The 23,135-nt window shown below is 45.5% G+C and carries 18 protein-coding genes and 1 pseudogene; 15 read left to right on the plus strand and 4 right to left on the minus strand.

All coding sequences use genetic code 11. The features are described from left to right. Nucleotides 1-3 precede the first annotated feature (3 nt). From J8N69_RS12065 to J8N69_RS12080, 4 genes are all read left to right on the plus strand, one after another. Nucleotides 4-987 carry a MucB/RseB C-terminal domain-containing protein gene (locus J8N69_RS12065; protein ID WP_168827180.1) on the plus strand — a complete coding sequence of 328 codons (984 nt, stop codon included), beginning with the start codon at nucleotides 4-6 and terminating at the stop codon, nucleotides 985-987. Beyond that, nucleotides 984-1,451 carry a SoxR reducing system RseC family protein gene (locus J8N69_RS12070; protein ID WP_168827179.1) on the plus strand — a complete coding sequence of 156 codons (468 nt, stop codon included), beginning with the start codon at nucleotides 984-986 and terminating at the stop codon, nucleotides 1,449-1,451. Before J8N69_RS12065 ends, J8N69_RS12070 begins: the two co-directional genes overlap by 4 nt. Before the next feature lie 64 nt (nucleotides 1,452-1,515). Next, entirely contained in the window at nucleotides 1,516-2,925 is a 1,410-nt protein-coding gene (locus J8N69_RS12075; protein WP_168827178.1) for a DegQ family serine endoprotease, read from the plus strand. Between the two features lie 314 nt (nucleotides 2,926-3,239). Continuing rightward, nucleotides 3,240-3,665 (plus strand): chemotaxis protein CheW, encoded by a 426-nt coding sequence (locus tag J8N69_RS12080; RefSeq protein ID WP_168827177.1) that lies wholly within the window; start codon nucleotides 3,240-3,242, stop codon nucleotides 3,663-3,665. Nucleotides 3,666-3,874: 209 nt separating this feature from the next. On the opposite strand, the gene argA is transcribed toward J8N69_RS12080, so the two are convergent. Both argA and argE read right to left on the minus strand, forming a co-directional pair. After that, a complete protein-coding gene (argA, locus tag J8N69_RS12085; protein ID WP_168827176.1) occupies nucleotides 3,875-5,185 on the minus strand; it encodes an amino-acid N-acetyltransferase in 1,311 nt (436 codons plus the stop codon). After that, nucleotides 5,178-6,377, minus strand: a complete 1,200-nt coding sequence (gene argE, locus J8N69_RS12090; protein ID WP_168827175.1) for an acetylornithine deacetylase — start codon at nucleotides 6,375-6,377, stop codon at nucleotides 5,178-5,180. Before argE ends, argA begins: the two co-directional genes overlap by 8 nt. 119 nt (nucleotides 6,378-6,496) lie before the next feature. Here argE and J8N69_RS12095 point away from each other — a divergent pair, with 119 nt between their 5' ends. The 3 genes from J8N69_RS12095 to J8N69_RS12105 all read left to right on the plus strand — a co-directional run bounded on the left by J8N69_RS12095 (nucleotide 6,497) and on the right by J8N69_RS12105 (nucleotide 10,838). Beyond that, the gene (locus J8N69_RS12095) at nucleotides 6,497-7,459 is read left to right on the plus strand and encodes a CYTH domain-containing protein (protein ID WP_227803883.1); all 963 of its coding nucleotides are present in this window, start codon (nucleotides 6,497-6,499) and stop codon (nucleotides 7,457-7,459) included. Nucleotides 7,460-7,544: 85 nt separating this feature from the next. Beyond that, the gene (glnE, locus tag J8N69_RS12100) at nucleotides 7,545-10,475 is read left to right on the plus strand and encodes a bifunctional [glutamate--ammonia ligase]-adenylyl-L-tyrosine phosphorylase/[glutamate--ammonia-ligase] adenylyltransferase (RefSeq protein WP_168827174.1); all 2,931 of its coding nucleotides are present in this window, start codon (nucleotides 7,545-7,547) and stop codon (nucleotides 10,473-10,475) included. A 153-nt stretch (nucleotides 10,476-10,628) separates the two neighbouring features. After that, a complete protein-coding gene (locus J8N69_RS12105) occupies nucleotides 10,629-10,838 on the plus strand; it encodes a hypothetical protein (RefSeq protein WP_168827173.1) in 210 nt (69 codons plus the stop codon). 145 nt (nucleotides 10,839-10,983) lie between these two features. On the opposite strand, the gene J8N69_RS12110 is transcribed toward J8N69_RS12105, so the two are convergent. Then, entirely contained in the window at nucleotides 10,984-11,949 is a 966-nt protein-coding gene (locus J8N69_RS12110; RefSeq protein ID WP_168827172.1) for an AraC family transcriptional regulator, read from the minus strand. 110 nt (nucleotides 11,950-12,059) lie between these two features. Here J8N69_RS12110 and J8N69_RS12115 point away from each other — a divergent pair, with 110 nt between their 5' ends. From J8N69_RS12115 to J8N69_RS12150, 8 genes and pseudogenes are all read left to right on the plus strand, one after another. Next, nucleotides 12,060-13,289, plus strand: coding sequence for an FAD-dependent oxidoreductase (locus tag J8N69_RS12115; protein ID WP_227803884.1), 1,230 nt, complete (start codon nucleotides 12,060-12,062; stop codon nucleotides 13,287-13,289). Between the two features lie 191 nt (nucleotides 13,290-13,480). Beyond that, nucleotides 13,481-15,316: an arylsulfatase gene (locus J8N69_RS12120; RefSeq protein ID WP_168827170.1), complete on the plus strand. Its 1,836-nt coding sequence runs from the start codon at nucleotides 13,481-13,483 to the stop codon at nucleotides 15,314-15,316. 112 nt (nucleotides 15,317-15,428) lie between these two features. Further along, nucleotides 15,429-16,652 carry an anaerobic sulfatase maturase gene (locus J8N69_RS12125; protein WP_168827169.1) on the plus strand — a complete coding sequence of 408 codons (1,224 nt, stop codon included), beginning with the start codon at nucleotides 15,429-15,431 and terminating at the stop codon, nucleotides 16,650-16,652. A gap of 252 nt (nucleotides 16,653-16,904) precedes the next feature. Next, a complete protein-coding gene (gene tnpA / locus J8N69_RS12130; protein WP_168827677.1) occupies nucleotides 16,905-17,228 on the plus strand; it encodes an IS66 family insertion sequence element accessory protein TnpA in 324 nt (107 codons plus the stop codon). After that, nucleotides 17,225-17,590 (plus strand): IS66 family insertion sequence element accessory protein TnpB, encoded by a 366-nt coding sequence (tnpB, locus tag J8N69_RS12135; protein ID WP_168827675.1) that lies wholly within the window; start codon nucleotides 17,225-17,227, stop codon nucleotides 17,588-17,590. The genes tnpA and tnpB overlap by 4 nt, the downstream gene beginning before the upstream one ends. Before the next feature lie 218 nt (nucleotides 17,591-17,808). Further along, nucleotides 17,809-19,290: pseudogene (gene tnpC, locus J8N69_RS12140) on the plus strand (IS66 family transposase); the annotation flags it as partial. Between the two features lie 783 nt (nucleotides 19,291-20,073). After that, nucleotides 20,074-21,234 carry an alpha/beta hydrolase family protein gene (locus J8N69_RS12145; protein WP_168825872.1) on the plus strand — a complete coding sequence of 387 codons (1,161 nt, stop codon included), beginning with the start codon at nucleotides 20,074-20,076 and terminating at the stop codon, nucleotides 21,232-21,234. 4 nt (nucleotides 21,235-21,238) lie between these two features. Continuing rightward, the gene (locus J8N69_RS12150) at nucleotides 21,239-22,018 is read left to right on the plus strand and encodes a cyclase family protein (RefSeq protein ID WP_168825874.1); all 780 of its coding nucleotides are present in this window, start codon (nucleotides 21,239-21,241) and stop codon (nucleotides 22,016-22,018) included. Nucleotides 22,019-22,097: 79 nt separating this feature from the next. Here the strand turns inward: J8N69_RS12150 and J8N69_RS12155 are convergent, their stop codons facing one another. Beyond that, a complete protein-coding gene (locus J8N69_RS12155) occupies nucleotides 22,098-23,015 on the minus strand; it encodes a LysR substrate-binding domain-containing protein (protein ID WP_168825876.1) in 918 nt (305 codons plus the stop codon). Nucleotides 23,016-23,135 lie beyond the last annotated feature (120 nt).

The raw sequence follows: 23,135 nt of genomic DNA on the forward strand, positions 1-23,135 counted from the left end.
GTTATGAGATTGTTTTTGCGGTTGCGTATTCCCATCATGATATTCAGTCTAGTGCTCTCTAATTTAGTGCTTTCTAGTGCGGTGTTTGCCTCATCGTCGACATTGGATGCGCTGCAATTACTGAGAAGCATGACTCAGTCGTTTTCGACCCTAAGTTATGAGGGGGTGTTTGTTCATTCGGAAGCGACGAATATGAACAGCATGCGAGTTCGTCACGACTTGATGAAGGGCGTGGAATACGAAAGTTTAGTGAATTTAGATGGCGACAAAATTGAGATTTTACGCATTGACGATAAAATTATCTGCGTGTATCCCAATGCTCTGGTTGCGAATATGCGCACGCCATTGGTGCCGCCATTCAAACGTTTTAAAAGTGTGGAAAGCGACTATCTTACCAAGGGGTATGAGATGGTGGTGGACCCTAATACGAGCCGTATTGCTGGGCGTGACGTGGTGTCGGTAAGGCTGATACCAAAAGATAATTACCGCTATGGGCATCAGTTTTGGCTTGATGAAAAAAACCACTTTCTTTTGAAACATGACATGATGAAAGTCGATGGGCAATTATTGGAAAGAATTCAATTCACCTCGGTGAATTTTTCTCCGAACTTGAAATATGAAGACTTTGTCCCAAAAGAAGGAAGTTATTCTGAATCGATAGTCGAAGTGCGGCCAAGGCGTATCAAAAATCTTTGGCAGTTTGATTGGTTACCAGAAGGCTTTTCGCTTGTTTGGCCAGAAGCGCGTTCTCTTAATCATGGCACCAGTATGCTGCTGTTATCGGACGGTATGACGACCATATCGGTGTTTATTGAACCCACTCGACAGGCGAAGCCGATGTCTATTTTGAGCATGGGGGCCACGATCGCTGGAGAGCGCAGTATTAAAGTAAAAGATCAATTGTATTTACTCACCATGGTGGGTGAAGTGCCCGACGTAACCATAGAAAAATTGATGACCGTATTTATGCCAAAGGGTGAATCATGATTGAAGAGTCGGGCAGAGTTTTGTCCATAGAGCAGGGCTTTGCTGACGTTGAAACGATCCGCACCAGCAGCTGCTCTTCTTGTCGTGCGCGCCATGGTTGTGGTCACCACGCGATTGCTCAGGTGTCATCCGCAAATAGAATGCGCATGCGCGCTATTGATCCATTATCGGTCGAGGTGGGGCAGCATGTGGTGGTCGGTATCCCAGAAGATACCTTGTTGCAAGCTTCGGTATGGATGTATCTGATTCCTTTGTTGGGGTTGCTTGGTGGCGCGGTTTTGCCTTCCTTGTGGAATGGCGATTCAGGTGTTGCTGTATTGCTGTCTATTGTCGGTTTTGCTGGTGGTTTATTATTGGCAAGAAATAAGTCTAAAAACGAAATAAATAATCTCGATTATTATCCCAAAATTTTACGAATTGAACACTCTCAGGATGATCACATCCCCGTTATGTTGACATCGTGAAGGTGGCATTGTCTTCACCTGGCACTGTAATGAACTTGGTATGTCTTATAAGGAGACCAAATCAATGAACAGATTGCTTAAACAAGCCAGCATGGTTGTCGTCAGTACCTTTATGATGGCGTCTATGCTTTCCCATGCCGCTGCACTCCCTGACTTTACCGAGTTGGTGGAAGAGGCCTCTCCTGCAGTGGTGAATATCAGTACGGAGCAAAAAATTGTCGCCAAAGCGGCGAATGAAAATCAACCACAGTTAGGTCCTAACAGCGAAGAGTTGAACGAGTTTTTCAAACACTTCTTTGGTCAGCAACCGTTCGGTCAGCAAGCGCCGCCACCACAAGGGCAGCGTAGCTCATTAGGGTCGGGTTTTATTGTTTCTCATGACGGCTATGTGTTGACCAATAATCATGTGATTGATGGCGCGGATGTGATTCACGTGCGCTTAAACGATCGTCGTGAATATGTGGCGACATTGGTTGGAACCGACCCTAGAACCGATCTTGCCTTGCTTAAAATTGAAGCCACTGATCTGCCTATTGTAAAAATGGCGGATTCCGACAAGCTCAAACCGGGTCAGTGGGTATTGGCGATTGGCTCCCCGTTTGGTTTTGACTATACGGTCACCGCGGGCATTGTAAGTGCGACCGGTCGAAACTTACCGTCAGACAATTATGTGCCGTTTATTCAAACGGACGTGGCGATTAACCCGGGTAATTCTGGTGGGCCATTGTTTAATTTAGACGGGGAAGTGGTGGGAATTAACTCACAAATTTATACGCGCTCGGGCGGTTTTATGGGCGTGTCTTTTGCGATTCCCTCTAAAGTGGCTATGTCGGTTGTTGAGCAGCTGAAGAAAGACGGTAAAGTGTCTAGGGCTTGGCTTGGGGTACTCATTCAGGATGTGAATAACGAGCTGGCCGAGTCGTTTGGGTTGGATCGTTCAAATGGTGCGCTGATTAGTCGTGTATTACCCGATTCACCTGCTGAAAAAGCGGGCTTGCAATCAGGCGATATTATTCTTGAGTTTAATGGTCAAAGCATCGCCCATTCCGGTGAATTGCCTTATGTTGTTGGGCAGATGAAAGCGGGTGATAAAGTAGACGCGACCGTGTATCGAGAGGGTAAAGAGCAGAACATTTCGGTGATGTTAGAAGCGCGTCCTAATGACTCGGAAACCTTGGCTCAATCACAGCAAGATCAAAGCCGCTTTGGTATGGTGGTGGGTGACTTACCTGCTGAAATAGCAAAACGTTTTGATATTGAAAGTGGGGTGATTATTGAGCAAATTATCGGTGGTGCCGCGGCACGTAATGGCTTGCAGCAAGGTGATGTGATTACCATGTTGAATGGCAAACCTATTGATAATGTAACGAGCTTTAATGAGGCCGCCAAAGCGGTTCCAAATGGTCGATCAGTGCCAATGCGAGTGATTCGACAAGGCTACCCAATGTTTATTCCTTTTAAAATTGTTGAATGATGCCAGATAGGTCATGAAAGCAAAATAAAACCCGCTGTGGCGGGTTTTATTTTGCTTAAAACTTGAAGATAAAGATTAGACATGTAACTATTTTGAGTCCGTCATACGGCAATGACGCAATATCATCTAGGCTGGACGCTCTATCAATGGGCAAACGAATCAATACAGCTAAGAGCTGTTTGGATAATTTGGATAATAAAGTCCCTAGAAAAACGTCTAGGAAAAAAGCGCCTAGAAGAAAAGATGAAAAGTGCTTAGAGAACGAAATATTCAGACAGCAACGCTAAACAACAATATAGGAAGGAGATTGGGTGGTGACGCAAGCAGTAGAAAAGGGGATTTGTTTTCGACTGGGAGGTGAGCGCTATATTCATCCTCTTTCGAGTGTAAAAGAGGTCCTTAGCTACCAGTCTCCAGCGCCTGTACCGGGTGCGGGTCTTGGGGTTGAGGGAATAATCGACGTGCGTGGTCATATGGTGACGGTATTGTATGGCACCCACCTATTGAATTTAAACCCTGATGAGTGTGAAGAAGAAGGGCATATTATTGTGCTGGATCTACCGGCTGGCTACTTTGGTATTCGAGTCGAAGGCGTGGAACGGGTGATGGATTTACCCGAGAATAACGACGATCATGGGCTAGAATATCGCGATAATGGCTGTATTCAGGGCACTATTCAGCATGATGATGAGCTTTATATTTTAGTGGAATTTAACGATTACTGCTCGGCATTAGATTAACGTTTGGCATTTTTTGTGCCGCTAGCGAGCCACAGAGAAATCTGTTATTGGCTCGCTAGCGGCGTTAAAAATATTTACAGTGACTTTCTAAAGTGACTCTCTAAAGTGACTCTCTAAAGTGACTCTCTAAAGTGACTTTCTAAAGTGACTTTCTAAAGTGATTCTCCAAAGTGACTTTCTAAAGCGACTTTCTAAAGTGATTTTGAAAACTAGAGTGACTTTGAAAATATCTTAGAGTTACGTTGATAGTTATACAGAGCCTGCTTTTTGGTTGGCAAGCTGGCTAGGGTGGTTTCGCTGAAACCTCTTTCAATAAACCAATGAGCGGTGCGTGTGGTCAGTAGAAAGAGAGTCGACAAATGTTGCTGTTTTGCCGACTGTTCAATGCCTTTTAACAGGCGCTCGCCACGGTTTGAGCCTCGATAGTCTGGTGAAACGGCTAAGCAAGCGACTTCTCCTGCGTATTCTTGCTCAAACGGATACAAGGCGGCGCAGGCGACAATCGCGCCGTCTCGTTCGATGACAATAAACCTGTCTATTTCGTTTTCCAGTAGTTCTCTTGAACGTCTGACAAGAATGCCTTTCTCTTCCAGTGGCGACAATAGGGCCATCATGCCGCCGACATCGTCAATGTGAGCGGGGCGCAGTTGCTCATAACTGTCTTCGTCTATCATGGTGCCAGAGCCTTCACGGGTGAAGAGTTCTCGCAATAGACCGCCATTCTCGTTGTATGAAATCAAATGTGCTCTTGGCACGCTCTGGCGAACGGCTTGTACGCAGGCATCTAACGCCGCATGGGTGATGCTTGACAGAGACTTTGCGTTAAGGATGATGTCCGCGTCCTTGGTTAATAACTCCGAGTAAAGTTCGCCATTTTCTTTAAAAATGCCTTCTTCTTCAGAAAAAATAACCAGCTTGTCGGCTTTTAGTTGAACCGCAGCTTGGATCGCGACGTCTTCGCTTTTTAAGTTAAAGACTTCGCCCGTGGGGGAAAAGCCGAGATGCGGTAGCAGCACCATGTTGTCGTCTTCGAGCAAACGAAAAATCGCTTCGGTGTCGATTCGGCGAACCTCACCTGAGTGACCATAATCAACGCCGTCTACCACGCCTAACGGTCTGGCTATGACGTAGTTACCGCTGCAAACCTTTAGTCGTGCACCGTCCATTGGCGTGTTTGAAAGCCCCATAGACAGTTGGGCTTCAAGTTGCACGCGCACCGCCGCTGAGGCTTGAATGACGTCAAGCAGCTGATCTTGTGGGGTAATGCGATAGTTGTCTTCAACACGACTGACAATGTGCTTGCTTTCCAGTATTCGGTTGATTTGTGGTCGCGCGCCTTGTACAAGAACGAGACGAATTCCCAGTGAGTCCAAGAGCGCAAGGTCATGGATAATGCTTGAAAAATGCGCACATTCAACGGCTTCCCCAGGAATGAGAATCACGAAAGTTTTCCCCCTATGAGCATTGATATAGGGAGATGAATGGCGGAACCAGTCCACATATTTTAGTTCTTCAGGCACGCTGATCCTCGTTTCTCTGTACGTTTGTTTGAAGGCAAAAGCGCTCGATTAAGCCGCGTATTACCTGTTGCATAGGTTTAATTTGATCTAATGCCATAAACTCATTGGGCTGGTGGGCCTGATCAATAGACCCAGGGCCAAGTATCAAGGTTTCCATTCCCATTTGATTTAGAAAAGAGCCCTCAGTTGCAAAAGCCACGGTACTGGCTTGGCGTTTCGTTAAGGCTTCACAGGCTTTTATGATATCCGATTCTACCGGAGTATAAAAAGACGGCACATCAGGGAATAAGCTATTTAACTGTATTATAGTGCCGGTTTTTTCTTCTATGGAAGGCAGAATGCCAGCAATCTCCGCCATTAATGCTTGGTTGCTCATGCCTGGCAGGGCTCTTAAATCAAATTCAAGCTCGCAGTGCCCACAAATTCGGTTTGGGTTATCGCCGCCGTGAATGCAACCAAAGTTCATGGTTGGGTAGTCTATGACAAAGCTGGCGTCGCGGTAGTTTTTTTTCAAATCTTGACGAAACAACATAAGCTCAGTCATGACCGCGTGCATGGCATCCAACGCATTGTTGCCCAATGAAGGGTTAGACGAGTGTCCGGCTTGTCCGGTAATTTGAATGCGCTCCATCATAATGCCTTTGTGAGCATAAATGGGCGTCAGTGAGGTGGGTTCACCGATCAGGGCGTATCGGGCCTTGATTTTATTTTGTTCCGCTTTATTTTGTTCCACTAAAGCCCGCGCTCCAGACATGGAGCTTTCTTCGTCCGCGGTCGCGAGAATGATTAACGGCTGCTTTAAATCAGCCAGCTGCATTTGGTGAATGGTGTCGAGCACAATGGCGAAAAACCCTTTCATGTCACAGCTGCCAAGCCCATAGAGCTTTTGCTCTCTTTCTTCTAGTGTGAACGGGTCAGATTTCCAGCGCCCCTTGTCATAAGGCACTGTGTCTGTGTGTCCCGCTAAAACCAAGCCCCCGTCGCCAGTGCCGAGGGTGGCAATCAAGTTGAACTTACCTAGGTGATCCGGTACGGGCATGACCTCACATTGAAAGCCTTGTGAACTCAGCCAGCTTTCGAGCAATTGGATAACGCCTTTATTTGACTGATCCCAGTGGGCTTGACTACAACTGATAGAGGGTGAAGCAATGAGTTGAGTCATCATGTTAATAAGCGAAGGCAGTGTGGGCATAAAGGATGATCCTTGAATCCGAGTTATTGCCTAATATTACTACTGTAAGCTGGGCATCTGGTACACTTGCTTGAATATTATTTTTCTTTGTTGTTGGCCCAGCGGCAAAGGTTTAAGGGATGGGTATATATATTATGGCTATTGAGCTAGAGCTAAAATTAATGCTGCAATCTGAGCATCTGACATCGGCCAGCAATTTTCTCGACAATATTTGTGCATCGTCCAATCACGATGGGCAATCGCGTTTGCCGACTCTGACTCTAATGAATGCGTATTTCGATACGCAAGACGGCGATTTGATGCAAGCGGGTATGGCATTGCGTATTCGTGCGGTGAACGGCCAGTTTATACAGACGGTAAAAACTCGAGGCAGCAATCGTATTGGTATGCATGCTCGTGGCGAATGGGAGTGGCAATTACCCAACGCTAGATTGGATTTAACTTTATTAACACAAGTGCCATTGCCGGAGTCGTTAGCAGACATGGCGTGGGGTGCTCAACTGGTGGAAGTGTATCGTACGGATTTCGAGCGGCAAGTGTGGAACATAGATTGCCATAACACGCAAATGGAAGTGGTGTGTGATCGAGGTTTGGTGACTTCTCCTTATGGCGAAGACGCGATTTGCGAGTTGGAACTGGAACTGAAATCGGGCGATGAAGCCGGGCTCTATGAGTTTGCTTTACAGTTGGCGGAGTGTGTTCCGGTGCAAGTGAGTCTTGTGTCAAAAGCACAAAAGGGCGTTCGGTTAAAAAATCGTCATATTGAATTTCCTGAAAAACTGCACAACACAACAGATGAAATCGCCTTGGCGGCTTACTGGTATGAGGTTTGGTTGGCGTATTGGGAGGCGATGTATTTTATGCAAGACGAGGCGCTTATGCAGCCTGTTCGGCATTCAATGAGCCAATTGAGCGACTGCTTACCTGACGACTTGGCGCTCACTGTGACGCGCTTAGATCAAATGTTAGTCGCGCAGTTAAAAGAAGACGAAACGGCGATATTAAAAACCTTGGCGGGCATGACACAAATAGGTATTGTGATGCTCAACATCGGCAAATGGCTAAATCAACAAACGATTTGATTTTCTGCTAAGTTATTGTTTTTATAGCAAGTGATAGTTCTTGTACCAAGTGATAGTTACAATAAAAAATGCTAAGGAACCTCCTTTGACGCCCCCGAATTTAAACCCAAGCTACCCTGATTTTTGTGCGCAATCGACCACTCGCTTTTTGTTGCTAGAACAAGTGCAAGAAGCCAGAGAAAGACACTCTCTTGCGGAATTAAACACAGAGCAGATCGCCGTTTTGGAACCATTGTGGATACTCAGTCATTATCTGCATCAACAATTTATCCGCTTTCCTCATTGGCTAGACGATGTATGGGGGCTGGATACGCTGCCTGAACGCCCTTCGAAAGAAGCGCTCTTGGCGGGTGAGGTGTTTTTTTCTCATGCCGCGAGTGCGTGCCTTCAAGCCCCTCTGGAAGCCCTAGATGAAGCCAGTTTTATTAAGCGTTTGCGTCTGTATCGTCAGTGGTGGATGGTGCGGCTGATTGCCTTAGATATTCAGCAGAAGCTTTCTTTGACGGCGTTAACGTCTCGCTTGAGTGGTCTGGCCGATGCCTGTGTGAATGCCAGCTTACAATGGTCTGAGCAACATTATTTAGGCTTGTATGGACGAGCTTTAGACAGCGAGGGTTTGCCGCAATCCATGATAGTGATTGGCATGGGGAAACTTGGTGGTAACGAGTTAAATTTGTCTTCTGACATTGATTTGATTTTTGCATTTCGCGAGCACGGTGATACCCAAGGTGGAAAGAAAAGCCTGTCTCACCAAGAGTACTTTACCAAACTGGGTCAAAAGTTGATCCAGCACCTAGATCAGGTCACGGCCGATGGTTTTGTGTTTCGCGTCGACATGCGCTTGCGACCGTTTGGACAGTCAGGTGCCTTGGTGTTAAACATGGATTCGCTCGAAAACTATTATCAAGATCAAGGGCGAGATTGGGAACGATACGCCATGATAAAAGCCCGAGTGATGTCTGGGAACGCCTTGGATGTTCGAGAGTTTGAAGCGTTGCGTAAACCTTTTGTGTATCGAAAATACTTAGACTTTGGCGCCATAGGTGCATTGCGTGACCTCAAGCAAATGATCGCCAAGGAAGTGCGTCGTAAAGGCATAGAGCACAATATTAAACTGGGCGAAGGTGGCATTCGTGAAGTGGAGTTTATCGCGCAAGCGTTGCAGATTTTGCATGGCGGTCGGGACCAAGGCTTGCAAACCCCAGCCTTATTGAAAGTGCTGCCTTATCTTGCTCAGCATGACTACTTGCCGGTCGAAGAAATGGATCAATTACGTGAGGCGTATTTACTTTTGCGTCGCACCGAGCATGCATTACAAGCGGTGAATGACGAGCAAACCCAACTGCTACCCGAAGACGATAACGCGCGCCTACGCATTGCCTTGATCGTTGGATTTTCGTCTTGGCAGGCTTTAGAAGAACGCCTATGGCAAGTGCGTAAAAATGTTCATCGTGCGTTTGTGGCGTTAATTGATGACGGGGAAGAGAACAGCGAAGAAGTAAAAAACCAAGACATGTGGCGCTTATTAATTAAGCACCCAGAAGATACAGACGCCATATTAGATGCGATTGAAAGCATTGCTTGGCAGGACCAAGACGCCAGTGTAAAGCGCATTTCACAGCGTCTTAGTTCTCGCACCGTGGTGTTTATGCAGCCAATTGGGCAAGAGCGTTTGGCGATATTTTTGGCGGCATTGATGGCCAAATTAGAAGACGAAGCGAATCCTGATTTAGTCTTAGAGCGCGTTTTTCCGATTTTAGAAGCGGTATTGCGCCGTACCGCGTATTTGGTTTTATTGTGTGAAAACCAAACGGCACTGACGCACCTTATTCGTTTATGCCGAGAAAGCGTGTGGTTTACCGAGGCGATTTCGACGACGCCGGCGTTGTTGGATGAGTTGTTGGATGCCAACACACTGTTTTTGCCACCCGATAAAGCGATGTTAGTGGAAGAGCTTCAGCAAATCTTGTTACGTTTACCAGAAAACGACGAAGAGGCTCAGATGGACGCCATGCGGCGTTTTAGACTCTCTATTATTTTGCGTATAGCGGCGTGTGACATCACTGAAATTTTGCCTGTGATGAAGGTCAGCGATCATTTAACTTGGCTGGCCGAAGTACTGTTAGAGCAAGTGTTGCAGCAGTCTTGGCAGTATTTGACTAAGAAGCATGGCTTTCCCGTGAGTCAAGGTGAGGTGGCTTATACCCCGCAATTGGCGATTATTGGTTATGGCAAATCCGGTGGTTGGGAATTGGGTTATGACTCAGACTTGGACTTGGTATTTGTCCACGACGCCCAAGCGACGGGCAGTACCGATGGCGAGCGCAGTCTTGATAATTTAACCTTTTACACTCGCCTAGGTCAGCGTTTAATCCACATGATTACCAGCTTCACCGCAGCAGGTCGTTTGTATGAAGTCGATATGCGCCTAAGACCCTCGGGCAACTCTGGCTTATTAGTCTCAAGCTTAGAGTCTTTTAGGGATTATCAGCAGAAAGAGGCTTGGGTATGGGAACATCAAGCGCTAACGCGCTCCCGCGGGTTGGCTGGCGAGCCAACCTTACTGGCCAGATTTGAAGCGTGTCGTAAGGAGATCATTGCGTCGGTGCGAGACCGAGCAGTGCTGAAAGCGGAAGTCATCAAAATGCGCGAAAAAATGCGTGGGCATCTGGATACTGGCGGCAAAGAAAAAGGCTTCGATCTAAAACAGGGCGCTGGTGGTATTATTGATATTGAGTTTATGGTGCAGTATTTGGTGCTTGCCTGGTCTTATAAATACCCAGAGTTAATGCGTTTTTCAGACAATGTACGCCAACTAGAAGCCGCGGCGGCAGTGGCGTTACTGGACGCAGATCAAGCTGGAAAAATGACCGATACCTATACCTTGTACCGTTCGTTGACGCATCGTCTTAGCTTACAGCAGCAAGGCCGCGTGGTTCAAAACGACGCCTTGGTCGAAAACCAGAGCTTGATAAGCCAGTATTGGGAACGCTTTGTTAAGGATGAGCGCCTCTAAATTAAAGTCACTAAGCTAAGGTCACTCAATTAAACGGGCATCGATAGCGTGTTGTCAGTGACGCACGCGGTTACAAAAAGGTGTTCGTAAATTGACCAGTTGGCCGCTATACTTTGCCTATCGATTGGCTTTTTACGAATAATAGGAGGAACAATGCCAAGCATTAATGGTGTCAGTAGTCCTGCAATGGACTACGCCAGCGAAGCTTATAGCGCCAACTTAGCCAAAGCCGCGCAACAACAAAAAGCAGAGCAAGACCTTGCGCTATTGGCAGAAGCCTCAAAAAGCGTCACCCCTGCCGCCAGCAGCGGATCCTACACCACGACGGATAACCTCGGTCAGAATATAAACGTGAACGTTTAATTTAACCGCTTATTCTATTGATTAAAAAATGTTAGAAAACACAAAAAGCCCCGCAGATTCACTACGGGGCTTTTTAGTTTTATGGGGTAGTGACAAGGTGCTTAATAAAAGAGGCCGTTTTTAGGTTATACCATTGAGGGGAGCGTTATACGCGAGTGAATTTTTTCCGGTATTGTGAAGGGGATAGCTCTTTATACTGTTTAAATAGGCGTCGGAATGTTCTATCTGTTTCGAACCCTAATGATTTTATAATGAAGTCGAGTGATGCTTTGCTATTGATCAATTTTTCTGCAGCGAGGTGAATACGCCAACGGTTTAGGTAGTCTATAGGAGGGACGCCAACACACTGTGGAAATCGCTTAGATAACACTGAGCGGGATATATTTGCCTCTACAGCCAGCTCTGGAAGCGTCCAATTATGTTGAGGGGCTTGGTGGATGGCTGTTAAAACTTTTGCAACCGATTTGTTTTTCATACCCTTGAGAACGCCTACTGAACTAATCTCATTTGATAATATGTAGGCTCTTAGTGAACCCATTATAATGAGTTCTGAAAATTGAGTTGCCACCGCAAAATAACCTGGACTGTTGTCATCAATAAAAAACTGAATCGCTGGATGAATCAGCTGTAAAAAATTAGATTCACGTTGTTTTAAAATAAAATATTCAGGAAAAGATGATAACAAAAAATTATTTTGGTGATTCTGGAAAGTAAAAGCTACTCCAAGTAATTGGGTTTCAGGACCACCACCACCCCAGTTAACTTGCATTGCGGAAGAGGGTTGTATCGATGAGCTCAATCCTTGAAATGTATCGCCGTGCCATGGTAGTGCATCAAGGAGGATTGTTTCACTATCAGGACCGGACAAAATTGCAAGGTTTGCACCTCTAGGGGCAATGACTGAGTCGCCTGTTTGCAGTTGAATGGTGGCAGGGGATTTGGTTGATGAGCTGTCTCTTATTTGTACCCAACATTGGCCTGACACAACGCTTAAACAGTAGCCTAGATTAAAGTTGTTCACGTCAACTCCCCAAGGCGCAGACATTGTCCAGCGTGAGATACTAGTCGATTCGACTTTCAATGAAGATAAAACGCTACTCAGTAAGTCCATAAATTCAGGTTTATTTGTCCGATTTTTAATAATTTAAGGTGTATTTAACTTATTTTCACTGAGTTAGCATGATCCAGTCAATGACTAAAATAGGAATAAGAAGGTTAATTATGACTGACATTAAAAACGTATCTTGGGAAAAGGGTAAGCGAGTTGCGATTATCGGAGCGGGTCCTGGTGGGGTGTCGGCCGCTTTAGGTCTGTTGCGGCAGGGTTATGACGTACGCATTTTTGAAAAAAGTGCTGAGCCAAAGCCATTAGGCGGTGCTGTCTTGTTGAGCGTGCCTGTATTGGCAGTATTGCGCTATTACGGTGTCGATTTGAATAATTTTGGTTCTTTTACCGTGACGGAATTTCGTAACCATAAAGGCAAGCTTAGGGCAAAATTACCTTTTAATAAGAAGGTAGAGGAGTCATTCGGCATTAAGGGTTGGCATTATGGAATGTTGCGGGCCAATGCCTTCGAAAAAATGATGAATCTGTTGCCCGAAGGCACCATTGTAGGGAATTCTGATTTCGATCGTTATGAAGAAAGTAGTGATCAAGTCACGGTATATTTTAAAAATGGGGAATTTGTAGAGGCTGATATCGTGGTGGGAGCGGATGGGATTCGATCTGGAGTCTCTAGTCAGGCTTTTGGTGAGCCGGACCTATTTCATGTTGGTTTAAGGGTTTGGTTAGCTTGGTGTAATCCAATAGACGGGATTCCTAAGCAGCAGGGAGTTATCTCGCATTCTCATAAGTATCAAGCCAGTTTTTTTCCAATGATGCATAACGGGAAACCGGGTTATGAGTGGTGGATCGTTGAGCCTGTCAAAGAAAATGAACCGCATCCCAAGGATCCAAAAGCCTACATTACTGATATTTTAAAGGGATGGTTTGATCCTTTACCGCGCTTTCCAGAAGCAACAGATTTCGATAAACAAGTATTTGCTTGGGATATATACAATCGACCTTCAATGAAAAAATGGAGTAAGGGACGAGTCGTTTGTTTAGGTGATGCCGTGCATCCGGTATCTCCTTATGCGGCTTATGGCATGGGCATGGCGATTGAGGACGGTTATTTTTTAGCGACGTTCCTTGGTGGCGTTAATTTAAGCGATGCTGCTGCAGTACAAGAAGGTTTTGTGGGGTTTGAGGGTGAACGTGTTGACTATGTTAACCATCATGTTGAATTTGCAAGAGAGCTAGGGAAACGCTTTCATCATGCGCCTTACCCAGTGGCTAAAGTCCGTGATTTTGTCTTTGACCATACAGCAGTGCTGCAAAAATTAATTGCGAAAGACTATCTTGGCGATGCCGAAAAAATGAGCTTATCTATGACAGAGTTACATGTCTGATTCTAGTCTTCAGGTTTACGGGAGCTTAGGTGACTGTAGACCTATTAAGTGTAGATTTGGCGATTATTCTCAAAATATTAGCATTCGATTTTATCAATAGGTGGGTTTGGTTTTAAGGGCTTGACCAAGGGTTAATTGCTGATAGCTTTATGACTGATAAAAATAATACACAGTTTGTAATGGATGTATCTATGATTAATCGCTTTTATGATAGAGGTGCTAGCACCTTGTTGAAATTCCAAATTCCTCATTTACGTCTTGGCCTTGTTGCCGTTTCTTTGTTAAGCACGTCGGTTGCTATTCAAGCTGAAGCCGTCCCTTCCAGTTCAGAGCGCCCGAATATATTATTGATTATGGCGGATGATTTAGGTTATTCAGACTTGAGTGCTTTTGGCAGTGAAATCAATACTCCCAATATTGACGGTTTAGCAACACAAGGACGAATACTGACGAATTTTCATACGGCTGCTGTGTGTTCGCCTACTCGTGCAAGTTTGATGACAGGGGTTGATCATCATCTAGCGGGCATCGGCAATATGGGCGAAGTGGTTGGACTTAATATTATTCAAAATAAGCCGACTAATGCGCCATGGGGAAAATCCAATACTTACGATTTTGACAGTATTCCAGAAGGTTATCGTGGGCATTTAAGTGAGAAGACAGCAGCGATGCCAGAGCTGTTATCTGATGCCGGATATCACACCTACATGGTCGGTAAGTGGCATTTGGCGTATGACATAAAAGCGCCTGATAAAGACCACAGAGCTTTTTATCGAATTAATAAATCAGCTTTGCCATATGCGAGAGGCTTCGATAAATCTTTTACCTTGGTAAATGGTGGGGCTTCTCACTTCGCTCCTTCGACGCCACCCACACCACTCGACATGGTTATGTATGCTGACAATGATCGTTTGATGCCAGCAGAGGCGTTGCCGACAGACTTCTTTTCTACCACGTTTTATACGGATAAGTTGATCGAATACATTGATTCAAACCATGATGATGGTAAACCTTTCTTTGCTTATGCGGCCTATACCGCTCCCCACTGGCCACTGCAAGCTCCAGAAGCCGACATCGCTGTTCATAAAGGGCGTTATGATGAGGGTTATGGTGCCATTATGGCGCGCCGTATTGAGCGCATGAAGTCGCTTGGTATCGTCCCTGATAATGCTGCACCAGCGGTTGAAATAGGCGGTGATAAAGCTTGGCAGGCGTTGACCCCAGAAGAGCGTAAAAAAGAAGCGAAAACGATGGAGCTTTATGCGGCCATGGTGACTAACCTAGATCATCATGTGGGGCGTTTGGTTTCTCATTTGAAACAGATTGGCGAATACGACAATACTGTTATCATGTTTATGTCAGATAATGGTGCGGAAGGGGCTAGCGCGTTTGCGCCACCAATTCCGGGTACGAAAGTTGATAATGCCTACGATAATATGGGCAAACCGGGTTCAGTTGTTGCCTATGGTGCTAAATGGGCGGAAGTCAGTACGTCTGCGTTCAGTTATTTTAAAGGTTTCACGGGGGCGGAAGGTGGTACCGCATCGCCTTTGATTGTTAAGTTGAATGGCCAAGAGGTGGCGAAGCCAATGTCGGCAGCTCGTCTTCAGGTGACTGATGTACTTCCAACATTGCTAGACATGGCTGGCGCTGCCCTACCAGGCGATACGTTTAAAGGTAAGTCTATTCACGTTCCTCAGGGGGTGTCATTTTTACCAGCATTGAAAAATGATGGTGAGGTGTTTCGAGTACACCCTAAAGGTACCGTTTTTGTTGATGAGTTGATGGGGGCGAGCTACGTTGTTCGTGACAATTGGAAATTAACACAGCAAAATCCGCTAGCTGAAAAGCGTTCGCTTACAAAAGATGTCCCTTTTCGTTTATATGATTTGTCAACAGATCGCAGTGAATCCATCGACGTTGCTGTGCAACACCCAGAAATAGTGGCTGAGCTAAAGGCGGAGCTGCTTAAATACTTCTCTAAAAATAGCGTAGTGGAACACGCGACTTCTTATACAGGAAGATAGTCAGCTTGACCCGAAAATTGCCGCTGTTAAGGAACCTGAAGTGTCCTGTAGGCGGCAACTTTGTTTGTCATGTACTGTCTTTGGCTCTTGTGAATATGAGGTGCAAAAAGTAATGGATCGAATAAACAACTTTGGTGTCATGGCTAAGCCGAGCAGCTCGGTCTGCAATATCGACTGTACTTACTGTTTCTATCTGGAGAAAGAACATCTTTATCCAGATAGAAAAAAACAGTGGCGTATGGACAATACCACGCTAGAAAATTACATACGTGAGCAAATTCAGTCTCAGCAAGGTGAGGTCATTGATTTTGTTTGGCAAGGAGGTGAGCCCACGTTATTAGGAGTGGACTTCTTTCGCCAAGTCATAGTGTTTCAAGAGCAGTATCGCGGTTATAAAACGGTGACTAATGCTTTGCAAACTAATGCGACTTTGCTTGATAAGGAGTGGGCTTTATTTTTCAAAGAACACCATTTTTTAATTGGTGTCTCCATTGATGGTGATCGAATTAGCAACGACACTTATCGTTTATCCCGCAAAGGCAAAAGCACCTTTGATGAAACGCTGAACGGCCTTGCGTTACTCAAAAAACACAAGGTGGACTTTAATACGTTAACAGTAGTGAATGCAGAGAACGTAAAGCGGCCATTAAATGTTTATGCGTTTCTAAAACGTATTGGCAGTCGATATATACAGTTCATCCCCTTAGTTGAGCGTAAAGCCATTGTCCCAGATAGTCATGGCTTAACTTTGATTCAACCGACATTTGCTGGCGAATCCAATCTTGCACAATGGTCTGTCCCAGCTAAAGCGTATGGCAAGTTTTTGAATACGATTTTTGACCATTGGATTCAAAACGATTTGGGCGACGTTTTTGTTATGAATTTTGAGCAAACCATGAGTCAGCTTGTGGGCCGCCCAGGTGCTTGTGTGTTTAGTGAAACCTGCGGCAATGGATTAGTCATGGAGTCTAATGGGGATGTGTATTCCTGTGACCACTATGTTTACCCAGAACATAAACTAGGCAATGTAAATGAAGCATCGTTAATTGATCTAGTAAATCTGCCGCAAAATCTTAAATTTGGCCAGGATAAACTCAGTAATATCAGTGTTAATTGCCATCAATGTGAAGTGCGTTCTGTTTGTCACGGTGGCTGCCCAAAACATCGATTTGAGCCTTCTGATGATGGTGTGTTGAATCGTAATTATCTGTGTGATGGTTTTAAATCTCACTTTTCTCATGTCATACCAAAAATGTCAGAAACCATCGGCATGTTAAGTCACCAGTTGCCAATGAAAAAAGTAAAGCAAGAGATAAAACGAAGGTTTTATTCATAGAGTAAAGCCTTGCTAAAAACGAACCATTTCTAGTTACAGCGATTTATTTCGCCCCCATGTTAGCGGTAGCTTCTTCTAGTCTATTTCGCCGCCAAATAAGATCGTCATCACTTAGGTTTTTCCTCTGGGTTGGAGAGCTCATGTTGAGTTTTTCACCTCTAATGTAAGCGCCCTTAAATCTGCATTCTTGCTGACCTTCTCGTAATATCAGAACCTAACACCTGTTTACTTTAACCATGAACAGGTGTCTTTATGAATACTTTTTCGGATCCTCAATCCCGTGCTGACTTTTGGCGGGCGCAAGTCACAGCTGCTGAGGCAGCGGCCATGTCCAGTGCTCGGTTCTGCAAAGAAAACGATCTCAATTATTCTCAATTCATGTATTGGCGGCAGAAATGTCAGACACCATCAGCCCCAATATCGGAGGACAAGTCGTCCAGTTTTATCAAAGTGGAACCTTCATTGGGCCAGTTAGGGTCAGGCTTGTCGGTGTCTTTGCCAAATGGCATGCAAATCCACGGTATTGATTCGACCAATGTGACCTTGGTTCGTCAGTTGTTGGAGTGGGCGTTATGACACGTTATTTTCGCCCGTCGGTCGACATGCCTAAGATCTATCTTTATCGTCAGCCAGTGGATTTTCGTAAAGCCGCTGTGGGGCTGGCAGCGATTGTGGAGCAGGAGTTGGCGCAGAATCCTTTTGATGGTGCTTTGTATGCGTTTACCAATCGGCACCGGAACAAAATTAAATGTTTATTTTGGGAGGACAATGGTTTTGTGCTGTATTACAAAACCCTTGCCGAGGACAAGTTTCGTTGGCCCAAAAAGGGTGACGAGGTGATCTCTCTTACTGGACAACAGATTAATTGGCTGCTGGATGGCTATGATATAACGGCGATGAAAGGCCATAAAAAATTGCATTATGAGTCTGTTTTTTAACGCGTTTTAGGGGCTGTTATGATAAAATAACGTACATGAAAACAGCCCCTAATACGCACAACATCTCGGTCAATTATGCGACTCTGTCACAGGCGGAGTTGTTGTCGTTGCTGGTCAAAAAAGACCAAGATCTCGTGCAAAAAGATCAGGTGTTAGCGCAAAGAGATCAGGTACTAGAGCTGAAAAATCAGCTCCTTGATGATCACCATCAGGTTATTCAGCATCAAAAAGCCTTGCTGGATGAAAGAGACCGTAAAATTGCACAGTTAGAGGAGCTCCTGCGCTTAGCCAAGGCTCAGAAGTTTGCGGCAAGCAGTGAAAAGTCCGTCTATCAAATCGATCTGTTTGATGAGGTGGAATTGGAAGCGGCCATTGCGGCTCTGATCGAACAACTGCCCGAAGACGTGCTTCCAGAAGCGGTTCGATCTCGTAAACGCCAACGTGGCTTCTCTGACAAACTGACTCGCGTACGGGTGGAACTGCGTTTGTCAGAAGAAGAAAAAGCCGGTGCCACGTCTACCTTTTTCAGCAAGGTCAAAGAAGAACTGGACATCATACCCGCCCAGGTTCGAGTGTTAGAGTACTGGCAGGAAAAAGCCGTCTTTAAAACACAAGAGGACCAAGCAGACCACATCGTTGTCGCCAAACGTCCTCTTCACCCACTCGGTAAATGTGCCATTAGCATCAGCGCGCTGGCTTACATCATCGCTGGAAAATATGCGGATGGCCTGCCCTTGTATCGCTTGGAAAAACAGATCGAACGTTACGGAGGGCATTATGACCGCACCAGCATGGCCCACCACGTCATCCTGCTGACTGACAGAGTCCAGTCCCTACTGAATCTTGCTTGGGAAACCCAATTGGAAGCGGGGTACCTACAGGGTGACGAAACCCGTATCCAAGTGCTCAAAGAAGACGGCAAAACCGCCCAATCGGATAAATGGATGTGGGTGATACGCGGCGGACCGCCAGACAAACCTATCGTGCGTTTTGAATACAACCCTTCCCGAAATGGGGAGGTACCCGTGCAGCTGCTCGATGGGTTTAAAGGTGTCCTGCAAGCCGATGGCTATGGCGGCTACAATGCCGTGTGCCAGAAATACAACCTAACTCGCATTGGTTGCTGGGATCACGTGCGCCGTAAATTTATTGAGGCCAGCAAAGGCGCTGACACCAAAAAGAAAAACAAAAACTCACCCCCTACCAAAGCCGAGGTGGCATTAAGCCATATCCGTAAACTCTACAGGATTGAAACACAGATAAAAGACCTGAGCGACGCTGAGAAACATCGCGTGCGCCAAGAGCAAAGCCTTCCGGCCCTCAACACCTTTAAAGAATGGCTCGGCAATAATGTCGATAAAACCCCAAAAGACCAGCTGACCTACAAGGCCATCCGCTACGCCCTCAACCAATGGGAGACACTCACGGGATACTGCGAGGATGGGCAATTGCACATCAGCAATGTCTTGGCTGAGAACGCCATCCGCCCCTTCGCAATTGGACGTAAGAATTGGTTATTCGCCGACACCTCACAAGGGGCCAAAGCCAGCGCGGCTTGGTACAGTCTTGTCGAAACCGCCAAAGCCAACGGCCTAGAGCCTCATGCGTATATTTTGCATATCCTGCAGCACATCGCTAGCGCCGACACCGTTGAAAAATTAGAAGCCTTATTGCCTTGGCGTGTTAAAGCGGCGCTGTAAAGGCACACGCCCATCAAGCAAACGGACACAACAGCAAAAAGCACGGGATAAAAAAGAAACGGGTAGGCGTAAAATAAAAAAGTAAAATAAAAAAATAGAAATCGTAAAAGCAAAGAAGAGAAATCAAAGAAAGGCTTTACCGCCGCATCCCTGCAGCCACTGAATCTTCCTGAAAAGAGACAGAGCCTCCCTCCTGGAGGCGTAGGCAAATCCGTTCGCCCTCTGTCTATATTTACCCTAGCCTTTTTTGACACCTGATGCAACCTCACGTATCAATTTACATTATCGATGGATGATCACTACAAGGTCATTTACAACAACACAAAACAAATTAAACGACAAGAATGCTGATTTAAGGGCGCTTACCCTCTAATGAGGCTTTTCTAAGCTAACAGAGTGTCTAATAGTACTAACAAGTTGAGATCTGATTTCTTAAATTTTCTAAAAACTCATAATATTTTTTCTAAGACCTTTCGATCAGATCGAATGGTTGATTCTGTTTAAAGGTTTTTTATGAAAAGCTGAAGTGGTTTATAGTAAATGTGTTTTTTAAATGATAGTAGACTGTTTGTTTGTTTTGTTGCTGATGTTAGCTCATTCATTAAATGTATAAAAATATAAAATTATTTTTATACAGATATCTAATTTTATTGTGATTTTAATGTCTTTTAAATTAAGTTTTGATGAAAATGTATTAATTTTTAAATCACTGTTTATAAAATTATAAGTGTTTTTCTGTTCGATGAATGATCTGACATTATTATAAAAATTAGAGGTGTAGGTATGGCGTTATTTGAATATTTCCCAAATTATGTTTGGAACTTGTCTGTTTCTATTGCGGTAGAGAGCGGCGCTAGAATGGGCGAAATTATCGATATGTGTAAGCCACTGCGCGAAGCTGCGGCAAACGGTGACGACGCCGGCACTGTCGAGTTTCTCCAGCAGTGGGTGAAAATGGCGGACAAGCTTATTGGTCTGGCCGATGAAGATGAAGCGGCAGGCTGTTATTTTTCTGCTGGCAGTAAGTTAAAAAGAGCCGCTCTGTACCTGATGGTTGCTGAAAGAATGCAGGGCCAAGGTCACCCTAATCGCATGGAAACATGGCGCAATGCACAGGCTGCTTTTCGTAAAAGTATCCAACTTAGCCAAGACAATTGCGAATACGTTGAGGTGCCGTTGGAAAATGGTGGCACCATGCCAGCATTGTATGTTCGAGCGCCTGGTGAGGGTCCTCATCCTACTGTGGTTTATTGTAACGGTTTGGACAGCTGTAAAGAGATGTTGTATTGGTCAAACTTGCCGCAAGCCTTGGCCAAACGCGGCATATCGACCCTTTGTGTTGATCAGCCGGGCACTGGTGAAACCTTGCGTACATATGGACTGCCTGCGGTACCCAATAGCGAAGTTTGGGCATCAAAAGCAGTGGACTGGCTAGAGCAGCAAGACGATGTTGACACCGCTCGTATCGGAATGACAGGTATCTCCCTCGGTGGCCATTTTGCCCCGCGTGCCGTTGCTTTTGAACCTAGATTCGCCGCTGGCGCCGTGTGGGGAGCTAACCACAACTGGGCAGAAGTACAGCAAAAACGTCTAAAACGCGAGGGAGAAAACCCCGTTCCGCATTATTGGGCACATGTCATGTGGGTATTTGGCGCAACCGATATGGACGATTTTTTTGCTAAAGCGGAAGGTATGAACCTGAATGGCGTGATGGAAAAAATACAGGTTCCTTTCCTCGTGACGCATGGTGAAAAAGATCGCCAGATTAGCCTTGATTACGCTCATCAAAGTTACGATCAGCTGATCAACTCACCCCATCGTGAATTTAAAATCTTTACCGAACGCGAAGGCGGCGTCGAGCATGTTGGCGCCGACAATATGAGTTTTGGCTGCGATTATATTGCTGATTGGTTCGCGAAAACGTTAGGCGGCAAACGGGGGTAAAAACATGTCTCGTCAATTTATTGATTTATCGATTTATCTTGAGAACGATGTCATCACCGATCCGCCGTTTATGCGTCCAGAGATTACCTATCAGACGCACGCGGAAACCGTTCCTGAAGCGAATCACTTTTTTCCGGGTGTTGCGGCGGATGAATTTCCAGGAGGTCATGGATTTGCGGCGGCTGAGACGGTGAAGCTCACCACTCACAATGGCACGCATTTGGACGCTCCTTGGCACTTTCACCCGACGATGAACAATGGCGAAAGGGCGATTACCATAGATGAAGTGCCATTGGATTGGTGTTTTCGCCCCGGCGTAAAGCTGGATTTTCGTCACTTTGAAGACGGCTATGTCGTCACCGCGGCGGATGTCGAGGCGGAACTGAAGCGCATTGGGTATGAGCTGCAGCCCATGGATATTGTCTTGGTTAATACGGCGGCAGGAAGCGCCGTAGGGAATCCTGATTTTTGTAATATCGGTTGCGGTATGGGCTATGAAGCGACCATGTATTTATTGGAGCGCGGGGTGCGAGTAACAGGTACGGATGCTTGGTCGTGGGATGCCCCCTTTAGCCATACTGCTAAGCGTGTGGCCGAAACCGGTGATTACTCTTTAATCTGGGAAGGCCACAAAGCGGGTCGGGATGTGGGGTATTGTCATCTGGAAAAACTGCACAACCTTGAAGCCTTGCCAGCCTTTGGTTATACCGTGGTTTGTTTTCCTCATAAGGTGCGCGGTGGTTCGGCTGGCTGGACTCGCGCTGTTGCTATTATCGATGGTTAAGCGAAAAGTTCACTAAGCGAGCAATTCAAGGCGGAAGTAAGCACGTGTTTTACTTCCGCTTTTAATTGCAATGCTGTGTTTATTCTACACCCATATTAAGAGCCGCTTCTTTTAATATATTGCGTAACCAAATCAGTCCTTCGTCATTGTTTCTATATTGATGCCATTGTACGCATTGTTGCATTGGTGGGATGTCAAAAGGCAGGGGGAGAATTTCTAATGGCCATACCTTGGCCATTTTTTTCGCTAATCTGGCGTGGATGGTCGCGATGTTTTCCGAGCCTATGACCAAGGCGGGTAGAGAGGCGAAGCTAAAGGTTGTGGCGACTAAGCGGCGTTTGATTCCGTATTTCTCTGTGATCGAGGTTTCCAGAAAGTCTTTTTTAATATCCCCTGGGCGCATTAATACATGACCCGCTGCCGCGTATTTTTCAGTGGTTAGCGGGTCTTTTGCTATTTGGCTGTGCTTCCAAACGACACAGACAAACTCTTCTTCATACAGCACTTCGCTAGGGTGTTGTGCCGACATAAAATTAGAGGGAATGATTAATAGATCGGCTTTGCCTTGCTCTAGTTGCTCATGTGGGTTGTTTTCTACTTGAGCTAAGAGCTGAAAGCGAGCTGTGCTTTTTTGTTTGCCAACGATTTCTAAAGCATGGGGAATAAGTACGGTTTGTGTGTAATCGGAACAAAAAATACTAAAAATTCGATCTGTTGTTTTTGGGTTGAAGCTGGGTTGCACAAGTATGGTGCTTTCGATGTTGTTGAGAGCATTTCGTACGTGTATTTTTAAATTTTCGCCTAACGGGGTAATGACCATCCTCCTGCCTATTTGCGTGAGCAAATCGTCTTCAAAATACTCTCGTAATCTTGATAAAGAGTTGCTCAGGGCTGAAGGGCTCATATTGAGCTTTTTGGCACCTTTAGTGATGCTTTGCTCGGAAAGCAGAGTATCTAATGCTACCAATAGATTGAGGTCGAGTTTTTTAAATCGCATAGTTTTTTCGTTGCTTGTTATTTTTGATCATTCGATCATATCGAATGGTCGATTCTATTTAAAGGGTTTTTCCGAAAGGTTGCAGTAATTTACATTGGACTTGTTCTTAAAGCATAAAAA

It is taken from the genome of Marinomonas profundi (assembly GCF_020694005.1).
GTDB lineage: Bacteria > Pseudomonadota > Gammaproteobacteria > Pseudomonadales > Marinomonadaceae > Marinomonas > Marinomonas profundi.